The sequence below is a fragment of the Streptomyces sp. NPDC002057 genome, assembly GCF_040296665.1.
Lineage (GTDB): Bacteria > Actinomycetota > Actinomycetes > Streptomycetales > Streptomycetaceae > Streptomyces.
Genome location: NZ_JBEOXR010000031.1, coordinates 12,465 through 34,371, shown reverse-complemented (window position 1 = coordinate 34,371; position 21,907 = coordinate 12,465). Strand labels below are relative to the sequence as shown.

At 71.1% G+C, this 21,907-nt stretch carries 16 protein-coding genes; 7 read left to right on the top strand and 9 right to left on the bottom strand.

The features are described from left to right. Nucleotides 1–288: 288 nt before the first annotated feature. The gene (locus tag ABT129_RS23170; protein ID WP_351904658.1) at nt 289–5,073 is read left to right on the top strand and encodes a DUF6531 domain-containing protein; all 4,785 of its coding nucleotides are present in this window, start codon (nt 289–291) and stop codon (nt 5,071–5,073) included. 30 nt (nt 5,074–5,103) lie between these two features. After that, nucleotides 5,104–6,111, top strand: coding sequence for a hypothetical protein (locus ABT129_RS23165; RefSeq protein ID WP_351904655.1), 1,008 nt, complete (start codon nt 5,104–5,106; stop codon nt 6,109–6,111). Nucleotides 6,112–6,299: 188 nt separating this feature from the next. Here ABT129_RS23165 and ABT129_RS23160 read toward each other — a convergent pair whose 3' ends face one another. Beyond that, nucleotides 6,300–6,674: a DUF6193 family natural product biosynthesis protein gene (locus tag ABT129_RS23160; protein WP_351904653.1), complete on the bottom strand. Its 375-nt coding sequence runs from the start codon at nt 6,672–6,674 to the stop codon at nt 6,300–6,302. Between the two features lie 280 nt (nt 6,675–6,954). On the opposite strand from ABT129_RS23160, the gene ABT129_RS23155 reads away from it, so the two are divergent. The 5 genes from ABT129_RS23155 (at nt 6,955) to ABT129_RS23135 (ending at nt 12,443) form a co-directional block, all read left to right on the top strand. Next, nucleotides 6,955–8,463, top strand: coding sequence for a DUF4246 domain-containing protein (locus ABT129_RS23155; protein WP_351904650.1), 1,509 nt, complete (start codon nt 6,955–6,957; stop codon nt 8,461–8,463). 414 nt (nt 8,464–8,877) lie between these two features. Further along, the gene (locus ABT129_RS23150; RefSeq protein WP_351904647.1) at nt 8,878–9,714 is read left to right on the top strand and encodes an SAM hydroxide adenosyltransferase; all 837 of its coding nucleotides are present in this window, start codon (nt 8,878–8,880) and stop codon (nt 9,712–9,714) included. A 212-nt stretch (nt 9,715–9,926) separates the two neighbouring features. Then, entirely contained in the window at nt 9,927–10,793 is an 867-nt protein-coding gene (locus ABT129_RS23145; protein ID WP_351904644.1) for an ABC transporter substrate-binding protein, read from the top strand. 10 nt (nt 10,794–10,803) lie between these two features. Beyond that, nucleotides 10,804–11,703 carry an amino acid ABC transporter permease gene (locus tag ABT129_RS23140; protein ID WP_351904641.1) on the top strand — a complete coding sequence of 300 codons (900 nt, stop codon included), beginning with the start codon at nt 10,804–10,806 and terminating at the stop codon, nt 11,701–11,703. Then, nucleotides 11,700–12,443 (top strand): amino acid ABC transporter ATP-binding protein, encoded by a 744-nt coding sequence (locus ABT129_RS23135; RefSeq protein ID WP_351904638.1) that lies wholly within the window; start codon nt 11,700–11,702, stop codon nt 12,441–12,443. Before ABT129_RS23140 ends, ABT129_RS23135 begins: the two co-directional genes overlap by 4 nt. 27 nt (nt 12,444–12,470) lie before the next feature. Here the strand turns inward: ABT129_RS23135 and ABT129_RS23130 are convergent, their stop codons facing one another. The 8 genes from ABT129_RS23130 to ABT129_RS23095 form a co-directional block, all read right to left on the bottom strand. After that, nucleotides 12,471–13,103 carry a class I SAM-dependent methyltransferase gene (locus ABT129_RS23130; protein WP_351904635.1) on the bottom strand — a complete coding sequence of 211 codons (633 nt, stop codon included), beginning with the start codon at nt 13,101–13,103 and terminating at the stop codon, nt 12,471–12,473. A gap of 236 nt (nt 13,104–13,339) precedes the next feature. Continuing rightward, on the bottom strand, nt 13,340–13,801 hold the full coding sequence (locus tag ABT129_RS23125) for a S26 family signal peptidase (protein ID WP_351904632.1): 462 nt from the start codon (nt 13,799–13,801) through the stop codon (nt 13,340–13,342). Between the two features lie 27 nt (nt 13,802–13,828). Further along, the gene (locus ABT129_RS23120) at nt 13,829–15,724 is read right to left on the bottom strand and encodes an ABC transporter ATP-binding protein (RefSeq protein WP_351904629.1); all 1,896 of its coding nucleotides are present in this window, start codon (nt 15,722–15,724) and stop codon (nt 13,829–13,831) included. A gap of 8 nt (nt 15,725–15,732) precedes the next feature. Beyond that, nucleotides 15,733–16,323, bottom strand: coding sequence for a TlpA family protein disulfide reductase (locus tag ABT129_RS23115; protein WP_351904626.1), 591 nt, complete (start codon nt 16,321–16,323; stop codon nt 15,733–15,735). A gap of 80 nt (nt 16,324–16,403) precedes the next feature. After that, entirely contained in the window at nt 16,404–16,931 is a 528-nt protein-coding gene (locus tag ABT129_RS23110) for a MauE/DoxX family redox-associated membrane protein (RefSeq protein WP_351904623.1), read from the bottom strand. A 154-nt stretch (nt 16,932–17,085) separates the two neighbouring features. Then, nucleotides 17,086–17,286, bottom strand: coding sequence for a hypothetical protein (locus ABT129_RS23105; protein ID WP_240449782.1), 201 nt, complete (start codon nt 17,284–17,286; stop codon nt 17,086–17,088). Nucleotides 17,287–17,566: 280 nt separating this feature from the next. Continuing rightward, a complete protein-coding gene (locus ABT129_RS23100) occupies nt 17,567–18,142 on the bottom strand; it encodes a HutD/Ves family protein (protein WP_351904620.1) in 576 nt (191 codons plus the stop codon). A 95-nt stretch (nt 18,143–18,237) separates the two neighbouring features. Then, the gene (locus ABT129_RS23095) at nt 18,238–21,597 is read right to left on the bottom strand and encodes a S8 family peptidase (protein ID WP_502981870.1); all 3,360 of its coding nucleotides are present in this window, start codon (nt 21,595–21,597) and stop codon (nt 18,238–18,240) included. Nucleotides 21,598–21,907: the final 310 nt, after the last annotated feature.

Sequence of the window (21,907 nt, the reverse complement as noted above, 5' to 3'; positions counted from 1 at the left end):
GTCAGGGGCTCGCGCAGTTCGCCGGGGAGGCCGTCGAGATCGGTTTCCTCGTTCGAGCTCTGCGGGCCCCGTCCTCCGCCTCCTGAAACTCAGTCGCACATGCGACGACATCAGCTGTTCGCTACGTATGTCTCCTTGGATGCACGAGCGCGTGACCTGTGGCGTTCACGAGACCGTCGAAGCTTTGCGCCGGGGATCCAGACAGGTTGCTGCAGCGCATTACACCTCACCAAGACGCCGTGGTAGGACTGTACGGCTGACTGATCATCGCATGGGGGATTCTCGATCATGGCTGTCACGGTGCCGGACTGGGCGGACACGTTGCTGGATCTGGTGGGGGTGAACTGGCCCAACGTGGACGAGGACGCCTACCGGGAGATGGCGGACGCGCTGCGGGAGTTCGCGGATGATCTCGCCGATGACGGCCAGCTCGCCAACAACCACATGGAGCGCCTGCTGTCGTCGGGTCACGGCGAGGCCATGGACGCGCTGAACGAGCACTGGGGCAAGGTCAAGGGCAAACACCTGAAGGACATGGTGTCCGCGGCCCGGACGATCGCGGGCGCACTCGACATGGCGGCCGGTGCGATCGAGGGCATGAAGTGGAAGGCGGTCGCCGAGCTCGGGGTCCTGGCCGGCCAGACCGGTCTCGCCATGGCGCTGATCCCGGTGACCGGTGGCCTCTCCGCCCTGCTCGGCGCCGGAGCGATCGCCTTCACGAAGAAGCAGTTGCTGAAGCTCATCACCGGTGCGATGGAGGAGGCGGTCGGACACATCGTCGGGGTGATGACCGAGCCGGCCGTCTCCGCGCTGGAGAACATGGCGGCGGACCTCGTGGTCCAGATCGGCATGGACGCCCTGGGTGTCCAGAACGGTGTCAACCTCGACCAGACGAAGCAGGCCGGCAAGGACGGCTTCGAGGAGGGTGTGCAGGGCGCGAAAGACGGCCTGAACCTCGCCTCGGCCGGAGGGAGCGGCGCTCGGCCCGGGGGCAAGGGTTTTCACATCGAGCACGACGAGCACGACCACGCCGGTACGAAGCTGAACGGCGTGAGCACCGGGATCCACGGCAGGACGACCGGCAGACTGACGAAGGCGAAGACGGCTCAGGGGCGCAACAAGGGCCGGGACGACATCGCCGACGCCCTCGACCCGGTCATCGAGAAGGCCATGGGCGCCCTGGTGAAGTCCGCCAAGGCCATGGGCGACCATGTCGGCAAGACGCTGCCGAAGGCCGTGAAGCAGATATCCGTCGACCACAAGAACAACGACGACGCCATCCGCGACCGCCTCGCGCGGCAGCGCAAGGGCGACCATGACGACACCAACGGCGGCTCTCAGCAGCGCAGAGCACCCGGCCCCGACACCCACACAAGGCCCAATTCGGTCAGCGATGCCAAGGGTGATCCCCGCGCCAACAGTGTGTCCCTGGACAAGACCGTCTGCAAAAACGATCCGGTCGACGTCGCCACGGGCAAGATGTTGCTCCCGCAGACGGACCTCGTCCTGCCCGGGGCGCTTCCGCTCACGCTGCGCCGAACCCATGTATCGACCTACCGCTACGGTCAGTGGTTCGGGCCCAGTTGGGCGTCCACCCTCGACGAACGCATCGAGGTCGACGTGTTCGGCGGCGGAGCCATCTGGGCTCGTGAGGACGGCTCTCTGCTCATCTATCCGCACCTGCCTCGCCCCGACGGCGAGGAGGTCTTCCCTCTGGAGGGCGACCGGCTTCCCCTGGCCCATGGCGGGGTCGACGGTGACGCGACCACGTACGAGGTGCGCGACCCTCACGGGGGTCCGGTCCGGAGCTTCACCGGCAACCCCTACCGGTCCTCGACCGCCTACTGGCTGTCTGCGGTCGAGGACCGAAATGGCAACCGCGTCGACTTCGCGCGCCGCGCCGACGGTGCCCCGACCGCCGTGACCCACTCGGGTGGATACGTCGTCCAGATCACCGCGACCGAGACCCGGGTGACGGACCTGGCTGTCCGTGGCCCTGGAGGCCCGACCACGGTCGTCGGCTACGGCTACGACCAGGCTGGTCGCCTCACCGCTCTGACCGGCCCGGATGGCACCGACGGCCCCGTCATGTCCTTCACGTACGACGGTGATGGCCGCGTCACCTCGTGGACCGACCGCAATGCCTTCACCTTCCGGTACGTGTACGACGCCGAGGGCAGGGTCGCCGGCACGGTCGGCCCCGAAGGCACTCTCACGTCGACGTTCACCTACGACATCCACCCTGAGACCGGGCACCGTACAACCCGATACACCGACTCCACCGGCGCCACCAGCGTTCTGCACCTCAACGACCGCCTGCAGGTCGTCGCCGAGACCGACCCGCTCGGCCACACCACCTACCTGACCTGGGACGCGTACGACCGCCCGCTCACGCGCACCGACGCCCTGGGCCACACCACCGAACTCACCTGGAGTGAGGAAGGCAACCTGGTCGGGGTACGGCTGCCCGACGGCACCATGGCCACGGCCCGCTACGACGAGCGGAACATGCCCGTGGAGATCACGGGGGCGGACGGGACCGTGTGGCGGCAGACCTTCGACGGCCTGGGCAACTGCACCGGCGTCCAGGCTCCCGACGGGACGGTGAAGCGTTTCACCCACGACCGCACGGGTGCCATCGCGACCATGACCGACGCCCTGGGCGGCACAGTCCGCTTCACCTCCGACTCCGCCGGTCTCACCCTGGAGGTCAGCGACGACGAGCACGGCGTGACGCGCGTGCGGCGGGATCATCGCGGACGCCCCCTCCGCATAGTCGATCCGGTCGGCCGGGCGCAGGAGTTCGTGTGGGACAACGACGACCGCCTCCTCGCCCGAACCGCCACGGACGGAGCCCGTGAGAGCTGGGCCTGGGACGACGAGGGCAACTGCACGGCGTACACCGACGCCGCCGGTGGCGTCTGGGGCACTGCGTACGGCCCCTTCGACAAGCCTCTGGCCCGAATCGACCCGGACGGAGCCCGCCACCAACTGCGCTACGACACCGAACTACGCCTCGTCGAAGTCACCAACCCGCTCGGGCAGAGCTGGAGCTACACCTACGACGCCGCCGGCAACATGGCCGCCGAGACCGACTTCGAGGGACGCACCAGCCACTACGACTACGACGCGGCCAACCGGATCACGCGACGCGTCAACCCCGCCGGACAGAGCGTCACCTACACCTGGGACGCCATGGGCCGACTGACCTCGGACGACGCAGACGGCGCCCTCACCAACTACGTGTACGACACTGCCGGGGCGCTCGTCGAAGCCCGCACCGCGATCTCCACGCTCAGTATCGTGCGCGATGTCATGGGCCGACCGCTCAGCGAAAGCATCGACGGGCGGACTCTCCGGTACGCGTACGATCCGGTCGGCCGCCGCATCGCGCGCACCACACCCACCGGCGCCGTCACCAGCCTCGCCTACGACCCCGCAGGCCGGTGCTCCTCGATGGCTGTGGACGGGAACGCCCTCACCTTCGGGCACGACCTCCTCGGCCGCGAGGTCTCCCGGGTCTGGGGCGATCCATCCACCCCGGTGAGTCTGACAACCACCTGGGACGACGCCGGCAGGCCGACAACCCAGAGCCTCGGCACCGGAACTGTCCCCTCGGCCCTTGTCACGCGCGACTATTCCTACCGCGCCGACGGATTCCCCGTCGCCATCGGCGAAAAGACCGCAAACACGGACCGACGCGTCAAGCAGATCACCCTCGACCCGATGGGCCGGCCCCTCACCGTCGCCGACGACGGCTGGACAGAGCAGTACGCCTACGACCGAGCAGGCAATCAGGACGCGGCGCGGTGGCCCACCCGAGCCGGGCGTGGCGAGGCCCGCGGCCCGAGAACCTACGCCGGCACCCGTCTCCTCACCGCGGGAGCCCTCCACTACACACACGACGCAGCGGGCCGGGTCGTCGAACGCCGCCGCACCCGACCCTCGCGCAAGCCCGACCTCTGGCGCTACACCTACGACGCACGGGACCGTCTCACCTCCTGCACCACACCCGACGGCACCCTGTGGACCTACACCTACGACCCCCTCGGTCGCCGCACGGCCAAGCACCGCATGGCAGACGACGGGCAAACCACGGCGGAGACCATCCGCTACACCTGGGACGGAACCGTCCTCGCCGAACAGATCGACGAGGCCACCGCAACCGTTTTGACCTGGGAATACGATGGACACCGCCCGCTCGTCCAGTACGAACGCAGACTCCTCGACGACGCCGAGACCGACGCGCGTTTCTTCGCCATCGTCACCGACCTCGCCGGCACCCCCACCGAACTCGTCTCCACCACCGGCGAGACGACCTGGCGCAGCCGATCGACCACCTGGGGGACCACAGGGTGGAACCGCGACGCCACCGCCTACATCCCGCTCCGCTTCCCCGGACAGTACGCCGACCCTGAAACGGGCCTCCACTACAACTTCCACCGCCACTACGACCCCGACACCGCCCGCTACACCACCCTCGACCCCCTCGGCCTCGCGCCCGCGCCCAACCCGGCCACCTACGTCGCCAACCCCTGGGCATCCACCGACCCACTGGGCCTCGCCCCCAAGCGCTGTAGCTTCGACGCCTACGACTGGGGCGACTCGACGAGCGGGTTCGGCGGCAGCGTCCGCTACGGGCGCCTCGACCACCTGGGCCGCCCCACAGGTGTCTACGCCTCCATACGGCCCGAGATGCTCAACAAGGGAACCGAGGCCGGCACCTTGCGGACCCCCGGCTGGCGCGGCAACGGCAACGACTTCAACGAGGCCCGTGGCCACCTCTACGCCAACCGCCTCGGCGGCCACGGAACGGGAAGGTTCGCCCATCAGAATTTGGTGACCGAGACGCAGACCCCCACCAACACGCCCGAACAGCGGCTGTCGGTAGAGGCGGTGATCTATGACCAGGTCAAGAACAATGACGAGGTCGTCCAGTACAACGTGGTCCCCAAGTACGCGGGCAGCAACCCGATCCCCCACGAAATCCACTTCACGGCGTACGGCAGCAAGGGTTTCACCTTCACCTACATTCTTGAGAACCCCGCCGCGTACGTCAGAACCGGCGTCTAGCGCTCACGACGAACCGTTCCGGAGAAACGCATGCCCCGCACCACGCCCTCGCGTCCAGCCGATGTCGAGGAGCTCTTTCCCGGCCTCGCCGAGTTCCGGCGAACAGCGACGCGACTCCACCCGCGCCCCGGCGACCCGAAGGCACAGGACAGCTCCGTCGCAGGCCCCTTGCTGTGGCCGGCCGACGAACCCTGGCCGATGTGCACCGCCGTCCACCCCAAGGGAACCGGGCACCTGCTGGCCGACGTCCGACTCGCACGCCGTATCCATGCGGCTTCGGAGGGGCGGAAGAAGACCGAAGAGGAGATCGCACTCCTCGCCACCCTCCGGGACGGGCTGCACGACCCCGGCATCGGCGACGCGGACCCCATCCCGATGCTGGCCGCCGCGCAGCTGTGGGCACGGGACATCCCCGACCTCACCGGGCCCCCGGGGTACGACCTCCTTCAGGTCTTCTGGTGCCCGTTCGAGGCGCACGGCCCCGACGCGAGCGTAGACGTCGTATTGAAGTGGCGCCGCAGCCAGGACATCGGTGCCGTACTCGGCGAACAGCCCGAGCCGCTTGTCGTCGGCTCACCCGAGTGCGTTCCCCAGCCCTGCGACCTCCACCCCGAGCAAATCGTCGAACATGAGTATCTCGGCCTGCTCCCCGAGGATCTGCAGGAAGCCATCGTGACCTGGGAGGAGGAGCTCCTCGAAGAGGACGAGCAGGAGGCGGAAGCGGAGTTCCCCACCGAGTACTCCAGCGATCTGTCCCTCGCCCCGGGCTGGAAGGTCGGCGGCTTCGCCACCTGGCACCTCACCGACCCGCGCACCGTCGACTGCACCGTGTGCGGCACTTCCATGCCCCCGCTCCTCACCGCCCACCATGTCGAATGGGATCCCGCCTCGGAGAGCTGGGCTCCCCTCGAAGATCGCCGCCCCGATCTGTACCGGCACGTCATCACGCCCACGGGCGTGTATCTGGGGCGCGGCTACCTGCGTGTCCACACCTGCCCGACAGACGCGTTCCACCCACATCGACTGAGCTTCCAGTAGTAGCGGGGAGAAGCCTCCCGCAGCGGCGTCAGGTGCCATGCCCGCATGCTCGATGCAGCCCTCCACCTGCAGCAACCGCCTTGATCGTTTTTGGAAGCAGCGCACTTGGTCGACCGGTCTGAAGGGCACCTCGGCTCGGTCACGGTGCACAGCCTGCCCGGTGGTGCCGTGTCACCCTGCTCCCGCGGTCAGACGTGGCCCGCGCCTCCGAGCACGGCCGGCCCGCACTCCTCCGGGAGGTTGCCGGCGACCAGGGCGAACGCCTCGTACAGGGTCTCCGTCCTGCCGAGGGTCCCCACGCCCTTGGGGCCGGCCACCCGGTACCGTCCGTCGGCACCCCGCGGGTGGACCTGCCCGCCGGTATGGGCCGCCGGCATTCCGGTGCAGCCGCTGAAGTACAGGACTCCATGGCTGACCAGAGGGAAGAGCTGCCGCAGTCGCGGCCGCGCATGTGCCGCGCGGACGGTCTCCGTGTCGATCAGGTCGTGACCTCCATCGAGGAGAAAGCGCCACTCCCCGGCCACGATCTCCTCGGCACTCCGCGTGTCGGCGTCGTCCGTCATCTCTCCGCTCTCACCTCATGTGCTTCGGAATCTTCGAAAGGTCGGGCTTGATTTCCGGGATGTCCGGCTTGGGAACCTCGATCCTCCCTCTGTTCGAGTGCCAGTCGATCTCCTCCCAGGGACGGCCGAGACGCTTCTCGTCCGGCTCCCCCCAGGCCGCGTCGCCGTCCCGGTACCAACTGTGGCGGAACCGTCCTGCCGGACAGGGACCACAGCTGCGGTGTCAGTCCGCCGGGCTATCCTGCCCGCCACCGCACACCGACTGTTGGGACCACGAGAATTGACCGGCCTGTCTGCTTTTCCGCTGCCCTTCCACGCCTCCCGTTCCCTTGGATCCGTGACGCCCCGAACGCTGGGGGAACTCCGGATGATGCAGTGCAGCGCGCACATTCGGGCGAAGCCTGGGTGGTTCGACAAGATGAACGACGCCGACATCGTCGCCAGGTGGACCCGAGAAGCGGTCGACCAGGGCCTCACCGAGGCGCAGGTCCGCTATGTCCTCGCCGAGCTCGTGCACTACGCCGCGCTGCGTGACGCCCGGACCGGCATAGAGGTGTCCGCCGTCGACGGGGTGTGGCAGTCCGACACACTGATCGACGACAAGCTCGGAGCCCGGCTGCGCGAGGCGGTCCGGGTCCTGGAACAGGTACCCGAGGCGGAACGCGACTGGCATCCCGGATCCGACGGACAGGTACTGGATCTGGTCCACCCCTCACTGTTCTGCCTGGTGAGGGAGGCCAGCGGCGCGCCCGAGCGGGCGTGGCAGAACCCGACGGACCGCTACTCGAAGTACGAGTTCTCGGAGAGGTTCCAGTGGTTGCCCACGGACGTCGACGTCAGCGACGACGGCGACGTCGCCTTCCGCTCGTACGTCAACAACGTCCACCCCGAGACCCATCACGAGCTGCTGGGCGTCCTGCCGGACCTCTTCGCGCGCATGCTCCCGCTGCTGGAGAACGTGCTGACCCAGCTGCGCCATCCGCGGCCCCCGAGGATCAAGGCCGACCCCTACGGGTGGTACGACTCGGAACCCGTGTATCCGGACAGGTCCTCCTACGCGGATGCCGCGGCCTACGCGGAGGCCCGGAGCGCGTGGGAGAAGGCCCAGGACGACTGGTGGGAGAACCGTCGCCCGGTCGTCCCGGACGCCCCCGACTTCACCCCGCCCGAGCCGCTCGACGCCGCTGACCGGGTCGACCTGCGCGGCCGGCGCCTCCAGGTCATCGTCAAGCTCGCCACCGTTCACCTCACCCCGGAGAAGCCCGAGTACGCGGGTGGCTCCTGGCACGTGGAGGGGATGCTGAACGAGCGGATCGTCTCGACCGGCATCCACTACTGGGACAGCGACAACATCACCGAGAGCCGGCTCGGCTTCCGGGCGGCGCTCGACGACCCGGAGTACGCACAGAACGACGACAACGGTCTGCGGGAGGTCTACGGCCTGGAGGACGAAGACGCGCTCAACCAGATGCTGGGATCGGCATCGACGCCGGCGGGCCGCTCTCTGGCCTTCCCCAACGTCCTGCAGCACCGTGTCAGCCCGTTCCGCCTCGCGGATCCCACCCGCCCGGGGCACCGCAAGATCCTCGCCTTCTTCCTGGTCGACCCGTCGGAACGGATCGTCTCGACCTCCGACGTGCCCCCGCAGCAGCCCTGGTCGGACACCTCGACCATGACGCTCGAAGAGGCCAGGGGCTACCGCGAGGAGCTCATGCGGGAACGCAAGTTCTTCGTCGACGAACACAACGAGCAGCTCTACGAGCGGGAATTCTCCCTCTGCGAGCACTGACCCCGGTCGGGTTGGGTGGGTGGTCCGGGGCCCGGCGGACGTCGGGACCTCCGGCCCGCCAGGACCCGGGCCCGTCGTGACCCCGGGCCCGGACGCCCCGTACCTCCATGAGCCCCGTGTGCGACGGACCGCCTGTTCACTCCGTGGACAGGCGGTTCGTGTCGCCGCCGCCGGGTGCTAGCGTTCCGCCCATGCAGCACACCACCGGTCTCGCCATGATGCGAATGATGCCCCGAACCTCGGAGGCGCTTCGCTAGCGAAGCCGTGTGCGCACAGGATGCGACGGACCCTCCGGAGACGGGGGGTCCTTTTTTGTTGCCCGGACCCCGCCGCCACGGGACCCGCTCGCCCCCGTCGGACCTCTCGGTCACCCCCGCCCCCCGCCGTCACTCGACAGAAGGCGAAGAACCCACCATGACCCGTCCACCGGTCGTCTCCCTCACCGACTGTGCCGACCCCAACGCGCTCGCCCGGCAGTCCACCCGGATCGCCGCCCTCTTCGGCGCCACGCCGACCGTCCTGCCACTGGGGGGTCCGGACCCCGAGGGCGCCGCCGCGCTCACCCTGCTCGACCTGCTCCGCTCCACGGATCTGACCGGCGGGCCGACGCAGCCCGTGGTGGTGCTGGTCAACATCGCCCCCCGGGACGGGCACTGGCCCAACGGCGTGCCGTTCTGCTACTTCCGCCACGGGGACCACCTGGTCATCAGCACCCTCAGCGACCGGGTCCTCGCCCCGCTCGCGACCTACCTGGGCGTGCAGGAGGTCCACGTCACCGACGTCCGCGAGGTGCTGGAAGCCGCGGCCGCCGGATGGGCCGAGCTCGCGCCGGCCGAGGTCGAGGAGATGGTGCGGACCCAGTTCCGCAGCCTCTGGTACGTGCCGCTGCTGGCCCGCTGGCTGGCCGACGGCCGCCCGGTGCCGGCGAGCCCGAGGGCGGTGCGCCGGCTCTCCGTCGGAGAGGTGCGGGTCGCCGTCGTGGACAACTTCGGCAACTGCAAGCTGGACCGGCCGGCCGCCGAACTGCCCGGCTACGACCGGGCGGAGGGGCTTCCCGTCCACAACCGACGGGAAGGCCGCAGCGTCGTCGTTCCCTGTTACGACCGGCTTCCGGACGTCCCGCTCGGCGAGCCCGGAATCACCGTCGGGAGTTCCGGGGTCGGCTTCGCCGAACTCGTCGTCCGGGGCGGTTCAGCGGCCGAGGTATTCGGCCTGAACCAGGGCGATCAGGTATTCCATCTCACCAGCTGACATGTTATCAACGCGTTACCCCGGCGGTGACCTGCGAGATTGACGACGGTCTCCACGGACCGGAATGCTGAAACGCATGTCCGGAACTCTTCCGCTGGTACGCCGCCGCCACGTGGACAACGTGCGCTGCGCCGCCGATCTGTGTCGCTGAGCGCACCGCACCGGCCTCCCGCCCGTACCCCTTTTCCGGACCCTCCTCAGAAGGACCCCTGATGTCCCGTACCCGAACAGCCCTCGCCACCTCCGCTGTCGTCGTCGTGCTGGCCGCGGCCGCCTGCGCGCCGCAGCCGAAGAGCACCGCCGGAGCGAAGGCCTCCGGCGCCGACTGCACGACCGAGAGCCCCAGCCTCCACAAGCGCGGCCAGCTGACCGTCGCCACCGATTCCCCGGCCTATGCCCCGTGGTTCGAGGACAACACCCCGTCCAACGGAAAGGGCTTCGAAAGCGCCGTGGCCTACGCGGTGGCCGGTGAACTCGGCTTCGGTCGCGACCAGGTGAAATGGGTCGTCGAACCCTTCGCCCATTCCTACGCCCCGGGGGCGAAGTCCTTCGACTTCGACATCAACCAGATCTCCATCACACCGCAGCGCGCGAAAGCCGTGGATTTCTCCCAGAGTTACTACACGGCCAACCAGGCCATCCTGACGCTGGGCGACTCGAAGTTCGCCAAGGCCTCGTCCCTGGGCGCGTTCAAGGACGCCAAGCTCGGCGTCCAGGTCGCCACGACCAGCTACCAGGCCGTGCTCGACCAGATCAAGCCCTCGCGCCGGCTGAGTGTCTTCAACACCACCAAGGACGAGGTCAACGCGCTCAAGAACGGTCAGATCGACGCGATCGTCACCGACACGCCGACCGTCTTCTACCTGGCCGGAGCGGAGCTGGACAACGGGAAGATCGTCGGCCAGTTCGGCTACGCGGGCGGCACCCCCGAGGAGTTCGGTCTGCTCCTGCCGAAGAACAGCGGATACACCAGCTGCGTCGACAAGGCCCTGAGCACCCTCAAGGCCGACGGCAGACTCGCCAGGATCACCTCGCAGTGGCTGTCCGCCTCGGCGAACGTGCCCGAGCTGAAGCCGTAACGGGCCGACCGTGGACCTCACGAAGACGACCGTGCCGCCCGCGTCGGCCACGCCGCCGGACGACACCTACCGAGCCAGCGACCACGAGCTCGAACGGCAGCGGTTCCGCCGCTCCCGCCGACGTCGCCACACCTGGACCGCCTCCCTGTGCACCCTCCTCGGCCTGGTGGCGCTGGGGGCGGCGGCGGTCTCCTCCCCGGGATGGGACCGGGTCGCCGAACTGTTCCTCGACGGCGGCGAGTTCCGGGCCGCGTTCCCCGAACTCCTCCGGGGTTTCTGGCTCAACATCCAGATGTTCCTGATCGCCGAGGTGCTGATCCTCGTCCTCGGCCTGCTCATCGCCCTGGTCCGCGTGACCCGCGCACCGGGCCTGCAGCCGCTGCGGCTCGCCGCGACCGTCTACGTGGACGTCTTCCGGGGCGTACCGACCCTGCTGCTCGTCTTCCTCGTCGGGTTCGGGCTGCCGGCCCTGGAGCTGCAGGGCACGCCCTCCGAGCCCTGGGTGCTCGGGGTGATCGCCCTGGTCCTCTCGTACTCCGCCTACGTCGGCGAGGTGTTCCGCGCGGGACTGAACTCGGTGCACCCCGCGCAGCGGAACGCCGCGAAGGCGCTGGGGCTCAACGAACGGCAGACGCTGCGGCACGTGGTGCTGCCCCAGGCCGTGCGCAACGTCCTGCCGCCCCTGCTCAACGACTTCATCGCGCTGCAGAAGGACACCGCCCTCGTCGCCGTCCTCGGCCCGCTGGAGGCGCTGCGGGCCGCGCAGATCAAGGCGGACTACGACTTCAACTACACCCCGTACCTGGGAGCGGCACTCTTGTTCATCGCGGTGACCATCCCGTTGACCCGCTTCGCCGACCGGCTCCAGCGGCGAGCGGCGCAGCGCACCTGGGCGGAGACGGGCCGATGACCCAGCCCCTGCTGCGCATCCGCGGCGTTCGCAAGCGGTACGGGTCGCGCCTGGTCCTGCGGTCGATCGACCTGGACGTCGCCGAGCACCAGGTCGTCTGCCTCATCGGCGGCTCCGGGTCGGGCAAGTCCACCCTGCTCCGCTGCGTCGACCTGCTCGACGTCGTCGACGACGGCACCGTCCACCTGGGCGAGAGCGAGCTGACCGACCCCCGGGCCGACCCCGACCTCGCCCGCCGGCGGATCGGCATCGTCTTCCAGGCCTACAACCTCTTCCCGCACCTGAGCGTGCTCGACAACATCACGCTCGCACCGCGCCAGGTCCACGGCGTCCCGCGCAAGCGGGCCGAGGAGTCGGCGCGCGAGCTGCTCGCCCGGCTCGGACTCGCGGACAAGGCGCACGAGCACCCCGACCGGCTGTCCGGCGGACAGCAGCAGCGCGCCGCGATCGCCCGGGCGCTGGCCACCGGCCCGGAGCTGCTGCTCTTCGACGAGATCACCTCGGCCCTCGACCCCGAGCTCGTGGGGGAGGTCCTGGACGTCGTCGCGGACCTCAAGCGGCGCGGCCTGACCATCCTGATGGCCACCCACGAGATGGACTTCGCCCGGCAGGTCGCGGACCAGGTCTGCTTCCTGGAGGACGGCGTCATCGTGGAGCAGGGCACCGCCGAGCAGGTGCTCACCGCTCCTCGGGAGCGGGCGACCCAGCGCTTCCTCGCGCGGGCGCTCGACCGTTCCTAGGCGGCGGCCCGCCGGATCACGGCCGCCTCACCGCTCGCGGCGGGCCAGCAGGTGGGCGTCGAGGAAGCCCCGCTCGGAGGCCGGGTCGTGGACCAGCCGTGCGAACGGGACGAGCCCGGCCCTGGCCAGCACCTCGGCGAACCGGTCCACCGGCCAGCTGTGGGCGGGCGTCACCCTGTGGTCGAAGCGGACCGGCTCCGGTGCGTCGGTCGCGAAGAACGAGACGAGGAGCAGGCCCCCGGTGGCCAGGACGCGTGCCTGCTCGGCAAGGAGCGCGGGCAGTTCGCCCGGCGGGGTGTGGATCATCGAGTAGTGGGCCAGTACGCCGCCGAGCGCGCGGTCCTCGACCGGCAGGGCCTCCATGCGCGCCTCGGTGAACCGCAGGGCCGGATGGGCCCGCCGGGCGTGCTCGACCATGGCCGGGGAGAGGTCGAGCCCGAAGGCGTCCAGCCCCAGCTCCCGCAGCATGGCCGTCAGGTGCCCGGGCCCGCACCCGACGTCGGCCACCCGCGGATTCCCCGTCCCCCGCACCAGCTCGGCGAAGGTGGTGACCATGGCCCGCGCGAACGGTTGTGTCTCCAGCCGGTCGGCGAACAGCGACGCGTACAGTTCGACGACCCCGTCGTAGGCCGCTCTGGTCCGTTCCTGGTGATCCACCACGGGAGGGAAGCTAGCACGGTCCCGATCGGGTCCGCCCGTGCCCGCGGACCCCGTGATGTGCCTCACTCCGGCATGACCTTCCTGGTGGGTGTGGGACGTGGTTCGCGGGGCAGGAGGGCGTTGAGCGCGTGGGACCGCTCCGGACGTCCACGGACCCGCCGACCCCCCTTCCGGCGGGTCCGTGGACAGTCGATCGGCCCGCACCGGGCAGGAGCGCGGGCCGGTCGGCGCCAGACTCACGGACCCCTGTGTCCACCGCTGTGCCCACCGCGGGCGATGCGGCCGATCATGACGCCGACGACGCTGTCCGCCGGTACCGGGCCCCACACGCGGGAGTCGGTGCTCAGGCCGGGGTTGTCGCCGAGCACCACGAAGTGGTCGTCGGGGACGGTTCCCCGGCCGCCCGCCCCGGGCGGCACCCGCGCCCCCGGAGCGGCGGCGATCCGCTTGACCAGGAGGTCGTCGCGGCCCGCGGCGGGGATGCGGTCGGAGCGCAGGACGACGATGTGGCGGTCGCGGAGCCCCCGGGCCGGGCGCCGCAGGACGAGGATGCGGTCGCCGGGGGCGAGCGCCGGGGTCATGCTGGCCCCGCGCACGGTGACCACGAGGAGGGCGCGCCGGGCCGCCACGAGCAGGACGGCGGCGAGACCGAGCGCCGCGAGGACCAGGAGCGCGGCGGTGGTGGCGCTGTCGGACATCGGTCGGGGTTCCTTCCTGCGGCGCCGTTACGGGAGGCGGGCGGCGGGTGACGGTGCTGGGGCCGGGTTCGTCGGGTCCTCCGCGTCGGCCGGCTGCTGGTAGCCCGCCGCCTGGAGCCGGAAGAGGCGGGCGTACTGGCCTTCCCCGGCGAGGAGTTCGCCGTGGGTGCCGCTCTCGGTGATCCGGCCGTCGCCGAGGACGACGATGCGGTCCGCGTCGCGCACGGTGCTGAGCCGGTGGGAGATGACGAGGACCGTCGCGTCCGCGCGCAGCTTGCGCAGGCTGTCGTGGATCTCCTGCTCGGCGGCGGCGTCCAGGCCCGAGCTGGGCTCGTCCAGGATCATCATGTCGGCCTCCCGCCGCATGAAGGCGCGGGCCACGGCGACGCGTTGCCACTCGCCGCCGGAGAGGAGTTCGCCCTCGGCGGCCCCCGCCGTCCCGGTGGCGGCGAAGATGCGGCTGAGCAGGGTGTCGTACCCCTGACCGAGCCGGGAGAGCCGGTCGTGGACGCCCGCGTCGGCCGCCGCGCGGGCGACCAGGTCCGTCCGGTCGAGGCTGCCGACGCGGCCGAGTCCGATGTTCTCCCCGGCCGTGAGGTCGTACCGCCCGTAGTCCTGGAACACCGCCGTCACCCGGTTCCGCAGCGCCTCGGGGTCGAACTCCCGGATGTCGACCCCGTTCCACAGGATCTGGCCGCGTGTCGGGTCGTACAGCCGGCAGAGCAGTTTGACCAGGGTGCTCTTGCCGGTTCCGTTGACTCCGACGAGCGCGGTGACCTCACCCGCGGTGAGGGTGAGGTCGACGCCCCGGAGGATCCACGGGGAGCGGGGGGTGTAGCGGAACCACACGTCGCGCAGTTCGATCCGGCCGCTGAGGCCGGGCACGGCGCGCGGCGCGTCCGGCAGGGCGAGGTCCACGGGGACGTCCCGCAGGGTGCGGAAGTAGGTGAAGGTGAGGGACGCCTGGAAGGCCGTGGCGGCGGTGCTGGCGAGCTGGCTGACACCGCGCTGGATGCCGGCGGTGGCGGCGATGAACACCGACACGTCACCGATGGTGAGCTGGCCGTGGCGTGCGGCGCGTACGGCCCACAGGAGGCCTATGCCGAAGATCGCGACGCCGAGCAGCAGGTCGGGGGTGCGCTGCCGGAGGTTGCGCACGTCCGTGGCGCGTTCGGCGCCGACGACGGTGCGCAGTTCGGCGGCGGCGCGGTCCGTGAAGAAGCGCTGCAGACCGTAGAGGCGGATCTCCTTCACGGTGTCCGTGTCGGTGAGCAGGCTGCCGTAGAACATCTCGCGGCGGCTGTTGTGCATGGTGTCGCGCAGCACCTCCGCCCGCCGCCGGCCGGCGGCCAGCTGGGTCCGCAGGGCGGGCAGGGCGAGGAGCAGGGTGGCGGCGCCGAGGACGGGGTTGATGACGGTCACGGTGACGAGGAAGCCGGCCAGCATCACGGCCGCCTGCACGCTGCTGACCAGCGAGCCGACCAGCAGGTCGGGGGCGCTGCCGGCGGCCTGCTGGGCGAGCCGGAGCCGGTCCTGGAAGGCGGGATCCTCGAAGTGCCGCATGCCGGGGAGCCGGTTGACGCCGTCGAACAGCTCGTCCTGGACGCGGACGCGCAGCGCCCTGGTGCTCTGGCCCCGGAGGTACTCGCCGAGCGGCGCGGTCAGCGAGATGCCGAGCGTGGCCGCGACGAGCAGCAGGGCCGTGGGGAGCAGCGAGCCGGAGCCGGGTCGGGTGAGGCCGTCGAGCAGGCCGCTCACCAGCAGGGCGGACGCGGTGGGCAGCAGTCCGCCGGCGATGCTGACGGCCATGTACGCCGTGACGGCGCTCGGGCTCGACCGCCAGGCCAGCGCGCAGGCGGCGACCGCCGAGCGCAGTGCCTCGCGGTACTGGCCCGGCTCTCTCGTACGCGGGGCGGAGATCACCGGGTTCCTCAGACGGTCTGCGGCGCGGAGTCCGCGAACAGCTCGGTGGACGAGTCCCGGTTGGTGACGCGTCCGTCGGCGCCGACCTCGATGTAGCTGGGCCAGCGGACGATCCCGAAGGCCTCGGAGGTCAGGCTGATCTCGGGCAGCAGCGTCGGGTCGTTCTCGGGGTCGGACTCGACGACGACCCGGGCCACGGGGGAGAGCAGCTTCACCAGGTCCTCGGCCACCGGGCCGGAGCCGGTGACGACGGCCACGGCGCCGTCGCGTCCGCCGGGGAGGGAGGCGGCGACGCGGGCGAAGCCGGGCGCCTGCTCGCGGCAGGGGCGGCAGGTGGTGGAGAAGAAGCCGATGGCGGTGGCGCCGGTCAGGTCCGTGGTGGCGAGTGCGCCGTCCTCGCGGGTCGTCACCCGGAAGGCGGGGACGGGGGAGCCGTCGGCCAGGCGGTTCTCCGGGACGGTCACCGCGGCCTCGCCGCCGTGCGAGTGCCCGGCGTGCTCGCCACCGGTGATGCGGCGGGCGAGGGCGAGGAGCAGGAAGAGGTTGAGTACGCCGATGACGGCGTTGATACAGATGACGACGGTGGCTGTGGTGGACAAGGGGGCCTCACTTCGGTGCGCTGCGTGGTGACGGGCGGGCCGTCGGGCCTGCCGGGGGCGGGCGCGGTCGTGACGGCTGCTCAGGAAGGGCGTGAGAACAGGTCGACCAGGGTGTCGGTGGAGATCAGCAGGGCGCTGACGACGGCGGCGGCGAACGCGGCGGCGAGCGCGGCCGGCAGCTCCGGGGGCAGGGCGGCGCCGGCGCCCCCGGCGGCCGCGACGGCTCCGAGGAGGGCGATCGCCAGCAGCGCCCCGTTGCGGACGAGATGGGCGGCGCCGACCGGGGTGCGCGACTGCCCGAAGCAGGCGCAGGAGACGTCGGAGCCGCGACGGATCAGGGCGACCAGGACGGCCGTGAAGGCGGCGAGGAGCACCGCGGCGGCGGCGAACGCGACCGCACCGAGCGGTCCGGGCAGCCAGACGAGGAGGATCAGGGCCGTCTCGGCGGCGAGGACCGCGCCGGCGACCGGGCCGGCCAGCCGGTCGGGCACGACGTCCATGTCCTGGACGGCCCGGCGGAAGTCGCCGGGTGCGCGGAGCTTGCCGATCGCGGAGGCCGCCAGGGTCACGGCCAGCGCGCATCGGGCGCCGAAGAGCAGGTATTCCATGTCCCTCGTCGTCCCTCGTGCCGGGTCACCCGTCCGGTGTCGCGGAGGGTGCTGTGGTGCGGATGCCGCTGGGCCGTCGGCGGCCCGGGGCCCCCGCCGACGGCCGGAGCCGTCGACGGGGACCCGTGCGGGGGGCTACCGGTCGGCGACCGGGTCAGCAGCCGCCGTAGATGACGGTGACGGTGCAGGTCGGCGCGGCCGCACAGTTCCAGGAGCAGCAGAACCGGTGGTACAGGTTCTCGCCGGAGCACCAGCTGGAGCTGCCCGCCGGGCAGGCGCACGCCGCTGCGGCGGTCTCCTGCGGCAGGACACGGGAGAGGGCGCGACCCGCCAGGTTGGACAGAGCCTTGACCATGAGATTCCTCCGGATGATGGAGTGAGGACGACAGTGGGACCGGGAGCTCCCTTGATCGTTCGTGGGACAACGTAATGACGGGTTTCGGGAAACGTCTAGACCAACCGCGTGGAGCGGGGCGGCCGCCGTCCGCCGGTTCGTCCGGGTCCCCGCAGGTCGGATCGGCGCCCCCGCAGGTCATGGGGCGCGGTGATCAATATTGGTCTAGTCCATATGGTGGGACGCGCGGGAAGGCCCGTACTCCCGGATGGCCGGTAACTGCCGGAAAAGAATGGCTACTTCACGCCAGCGGGGTGAGGTCTGCCCACAATGCGGCAGCGTCCGCGGAGAGCGGCAGGGCCGCCGTCCCGATCGACGTCACGTCCTCCGCGTCCCACCACACGCCCTGGCCGGGTTCCAGGACGCGCCCGTCGTCCCCCACCCGCCAGCCGCCGCGCAGGACGTGGAGCACCCCGGCGTGACCGGCGGGCGGTGAGACCGGGCGGGCGATCCGGTCCACCCGGGCCGCCCAGCGGCCGCGCCGCACCATGATGTTGAGCACCCGGCAAGGACCGCCCGCCAGTTCGGCGGTCAGCGCGAGGTCGCCGGAGAAGCCGACGGGCTCGCCCACGCGCACCGGCAACCGGTCGAACACCCCGGGGGAGGAGAGCCGTACCCCCTCGCCCGCCACGGGCGTGAACGTCCGGTCGACGCCCGGGAACGCCGAGAACGGCCCGTCCCTGTCGATGTCGGCGACGCTCGCCCGCCACCCGAACTCCTCGGCGCCCGCCGGCCGTGAGGCGATCTCCCTGGTCGCGCCGCCGCCGTTGCGCCACCGTCCCGCCGTCAGCGACTCGACATCGAAGTGGTGGTGCATGCGCGGTCTCCCCGGAACGTACGAATGTGCTGGAACGCGTCCTCGGACGCATTCCAGCACATCGTCGTCACCCGAACCCCGTCACCGGGGCGGCCTCACTTCCCCAGGAACGCGTTGTGGATCGTCAGGGTCGAGGTGTTGCCCTGCTGGTCCGCGACCTCGGCGAGGAACGAGACACCCTTGTCCTTCGCCGGGCTCTTCACGGAGATCCTGCCGTTCACGACCTTCACGGGCTGCCAGGTCCTCCCGTCGTCGTAGCTCACGGACACCGCGAGCGACTTGAGGTTCCTCCCGGCCGCCGAGCCCCGCACGGTCACCGGGACCAGGACCGGCGTGCCCGCCGGGGCGCGCGAGGCGAGGTCGACGGGGGCCGCGAAGCGGACCGTGGACACCGGGAGCGCCGTGGTGGCCGCGACCTGCCGCGAGCGGAACGTGAAGGCGGCGTCGACACGGGTGGAGACGGCGGCGACCCGCGCCGAACGCTCCACGGAGGTCGTCAGCCGGTACTCGGCGTCCGAGGCGTCGACCGTGAACGGCTTCTCGCCGGTCAGCGGGTCGTCGTTCTCGGCGACCTTGACGCCGTCGCGGTACAGCGTCGTCGTGGCCGAGGTGTGCTTCGTACGTCCCGCGTGGCCCTCGCCGTCGGCGAACAGCGGCAGGGCGCCGACGATCTGCTGCTCACCGGTGGCCGGGTCGGGCGCGGTGCGGAAGACACCCATGTCCTGGCCGAGGAGCGGGCCGAGGACGCCCGTGCCGAACGTCTCCCGGTAGGTCCTGCCGGCCGCGTAGGTCTTCGGCCGGCCCATCTCGTACGCGCCCTCGAAGGCCGGGTAGCCCCACTCGTCGGGCTCGCCGAACTGGTTGAACCTGGTCAGCCAGGAGACGCCGTCGGCGGTGGAGACGAGGAAGGTGCGCGTGCCCGGCGCCGCCTGGAACGCGGAGAACCCGTTGCCCTCCGGCGCTCCCGGCAGATGGGCGTAGGGGGAGGCGAGCACGCGCTTCCCGGGTGCGGACGAGCCGAGACCGACCTTGAGCGTGGCCAGCTCGTTCGCCTTCACGTGCTTGGTGTAGCCGGTAGCGATCCTGTTGGTCCTGCCGCCGAAGGCCACCGCGTACTGGGTGGTGGCGTCCTTGACGAAGTGCGCGTCCCAGGTCTGGAGGAGCGAACCGTCGGTGACGGCGGGGCCCAGATGGGCGGTGCGGAAGCCGGCGAAGCCGTTGAGGACCCAGCCGTTGCCGACCCGGCCGATGTCGGTGGCGACCTCGTAGTAGGTGCCCGCGTAGTCCGCCGTCTCGATGCCGGGAACGGTCAGGTTCACCGGCTTCGTGGTGCGCGCGTCGGCGACGAGCGCGGTGTCACCGGTGATCTCCAGCTTCGGCTGGGCGATCCAGTCGGTGCCCTTGGTGTAGTCCGACGGGTCCTGGTAGACGGCCGTGTTGAAGGTGTACGAGCCCTTCGGCACACGGATCCGGTGCGTGCCCGGCTCGTTGTCGACACGGGTCGAGAACCCCTTGGCGGGGCCGCCGACACCGGTCAGGGTGCTGGAGAAGTCCGCGGCGTCCGCGCCGTCGCGACCGAGGGTCCGGAGCGTGATGTCGTACGACTCCGCCTCGCGGACGGCGACCGCGGCCGTACGGACGGACTGGCCCGTGCCGGTGGCGGTGACGTAGCCCGAGTAGGTGCCGTCGGCGTCGCCGATCCTGGTGTCGGCGATCAGGTCGACCTCGGCCCTGCCGCCGGCGGGCACGGTCACCCGGGTCGCGCCGAGCGTGAAGAACCCGGCCGGGGCCTGCTTGCCCGTCGGGTCCAGCGTGGACACCGACAGGTCCAGGGTGACGTCGCTGGTCCCGAGGTTGCGGTAACCGACCTTCCTGGTGACGAGCGGGTCGTCGGCGTGGGGCCACCGCGCCTCGCCGAAGCTCAGCGAGACCGGATCGGCGATCACGCTCTGGGCGAGCGCCCTGTCGACCTGGACGCGGCCCGAGCCCTGCTGGAAGGCGGTGTGGGCGCCGCCCTTGGTGGACGCGACGAGCGCGCCCTTGAGCTCGGTCGACTTCCACTCCGGGTGCAGCTGCTTCAGGATCGCGGCCGCGCCCGCCACGTGCGGGGTGGCCATGGAGGTGCCGTCGATCTGCAGGTAGCCGGGGGCCGGGTGCGGGGTCCCGGGGCGCGTGTCGATGGCGCTGCCGGGGGCGGCGGCCGCGGTGACGGCCACGCCGGGCGCGGTCACGTCCGGCTTGATCGCACCGTCGCCGAGGCGCGGGCCGATGCTGGAGAAGCCCGCCAGCTTGTCGTCCTTGTCGACCGCGCCGACGGTCAGCGCGGCGTCCGCGGTGCCCGGAGAGCCCAGGGTCGAGTCGCCGAACTCGCCGTCGTTGCCCGCCGCGACGGCGAACAGGATGCCCTTCTCGGCGGTCAGTGTGTTCACCGCCGCCTCCAGGGGGTCGACGCCGGGGCTGTCACCGCTGCCGAGGCTGAGGTTGACCACGTCCGCGCCCTCGGCGGCGGCCCACTCCATGCCCGCGAGGACGGCGGAGTCGTCGCCGAAGCCCTCGTCGTCGAGGACCTTCCCGCTGATCACCTTGGCGCCGGGGGCGACTCCCTTGTACACGCCACCGGACCTGGCGCCGGTGCCGACGGCGATCGACGCGACGTGGGTGCCGTGTCCGACCCGGTCCACGGCGTCGGGGGAGGAGGAGAAGTTCTTCTCGCCGACGACCTGGGTCCTGAGGTCCTCGTGGGTCCTGTCGACCCCGGTGTCGAGGACGGCGATCTTGACGCCCGTGCCGTCGTAGCCGGCCTCCCACGCCTTGTCGGCGCCGATCTGCCGGACGCCGCTGTCGAGGTTCGCCTTGCGCACCCCGTCCAGCCACACCGTGGCGATACCGGAGGCGGCGGCGCGCGCGCCCGCCTTCGGCCGGTCGGTCAGCGCCTCCCACACCTTGGCGACGTCGTCCGCCGAGGCACGGACGGCGTCGGCGTTGAGGGTGGGGAAGGTGCGCCGCAGCTGGGTGTCACCGGCCGTGCGCACCTCGGCCCGGGCGGCGGCCGCGCCCCCGTCGTACCGCACGATCAGCTTGAGCCCGTCGCGGTGGCTCCGGCGCAACCGCGGGTCGGAGAGCTCGGTGACGTCGAAGAGCCGCTGGTCGAGGCGGCCTTCGGCGATCAGGCGCCGCGCGTCGCCGGGCACCACCAGGGTGCGGTCCGCGATGCGCTGCACCTGGACGGGTATGTGCTCGCGGCCCTTGGCGGCCTCGAAGCCCCGTACCTGCCCCTCGGCGCCGACCACCACGTGGTCGCCGGTGACGAGCTGGATCCGCTGGTCGCCCTGGAGGCGTGCGGGGCCGGGTGCGGTCGCCGTGTTCGCGGCGATCGCGGTCGCGGGGCCGGTCATTCCCGCGACGAGGGCCACCGAGGTGGCCGCTGTGATGGTGAAGGCGCGTGCTCTCTTCACATGTGCGCGCAAAACTCCCCCAGGAGTGTGGGACGAGGTCGAGTGGTGGATTCCGGCCAGGGGGCGCGACGGCGCCCGCCCGGCGGTCAGCGCAGTATGTGAGGTGGGGGAGGAGTGATCAACGGCGGTACGGGCCCAGGGGGTTGCACCGCGTACTTTCAGGCCACGCCGGGGTCGGCGAGTTCGATGGGACCACGACAGCACGGTGACGAGCGCGTGACGGCGGTGCGATGCTTCCGCGACACCGGCCCTCGTCGGCCCCTCCGGATCGTGGTCCGGGGCAGGTCCGAGGCGCTTTTCCGGGACCCCG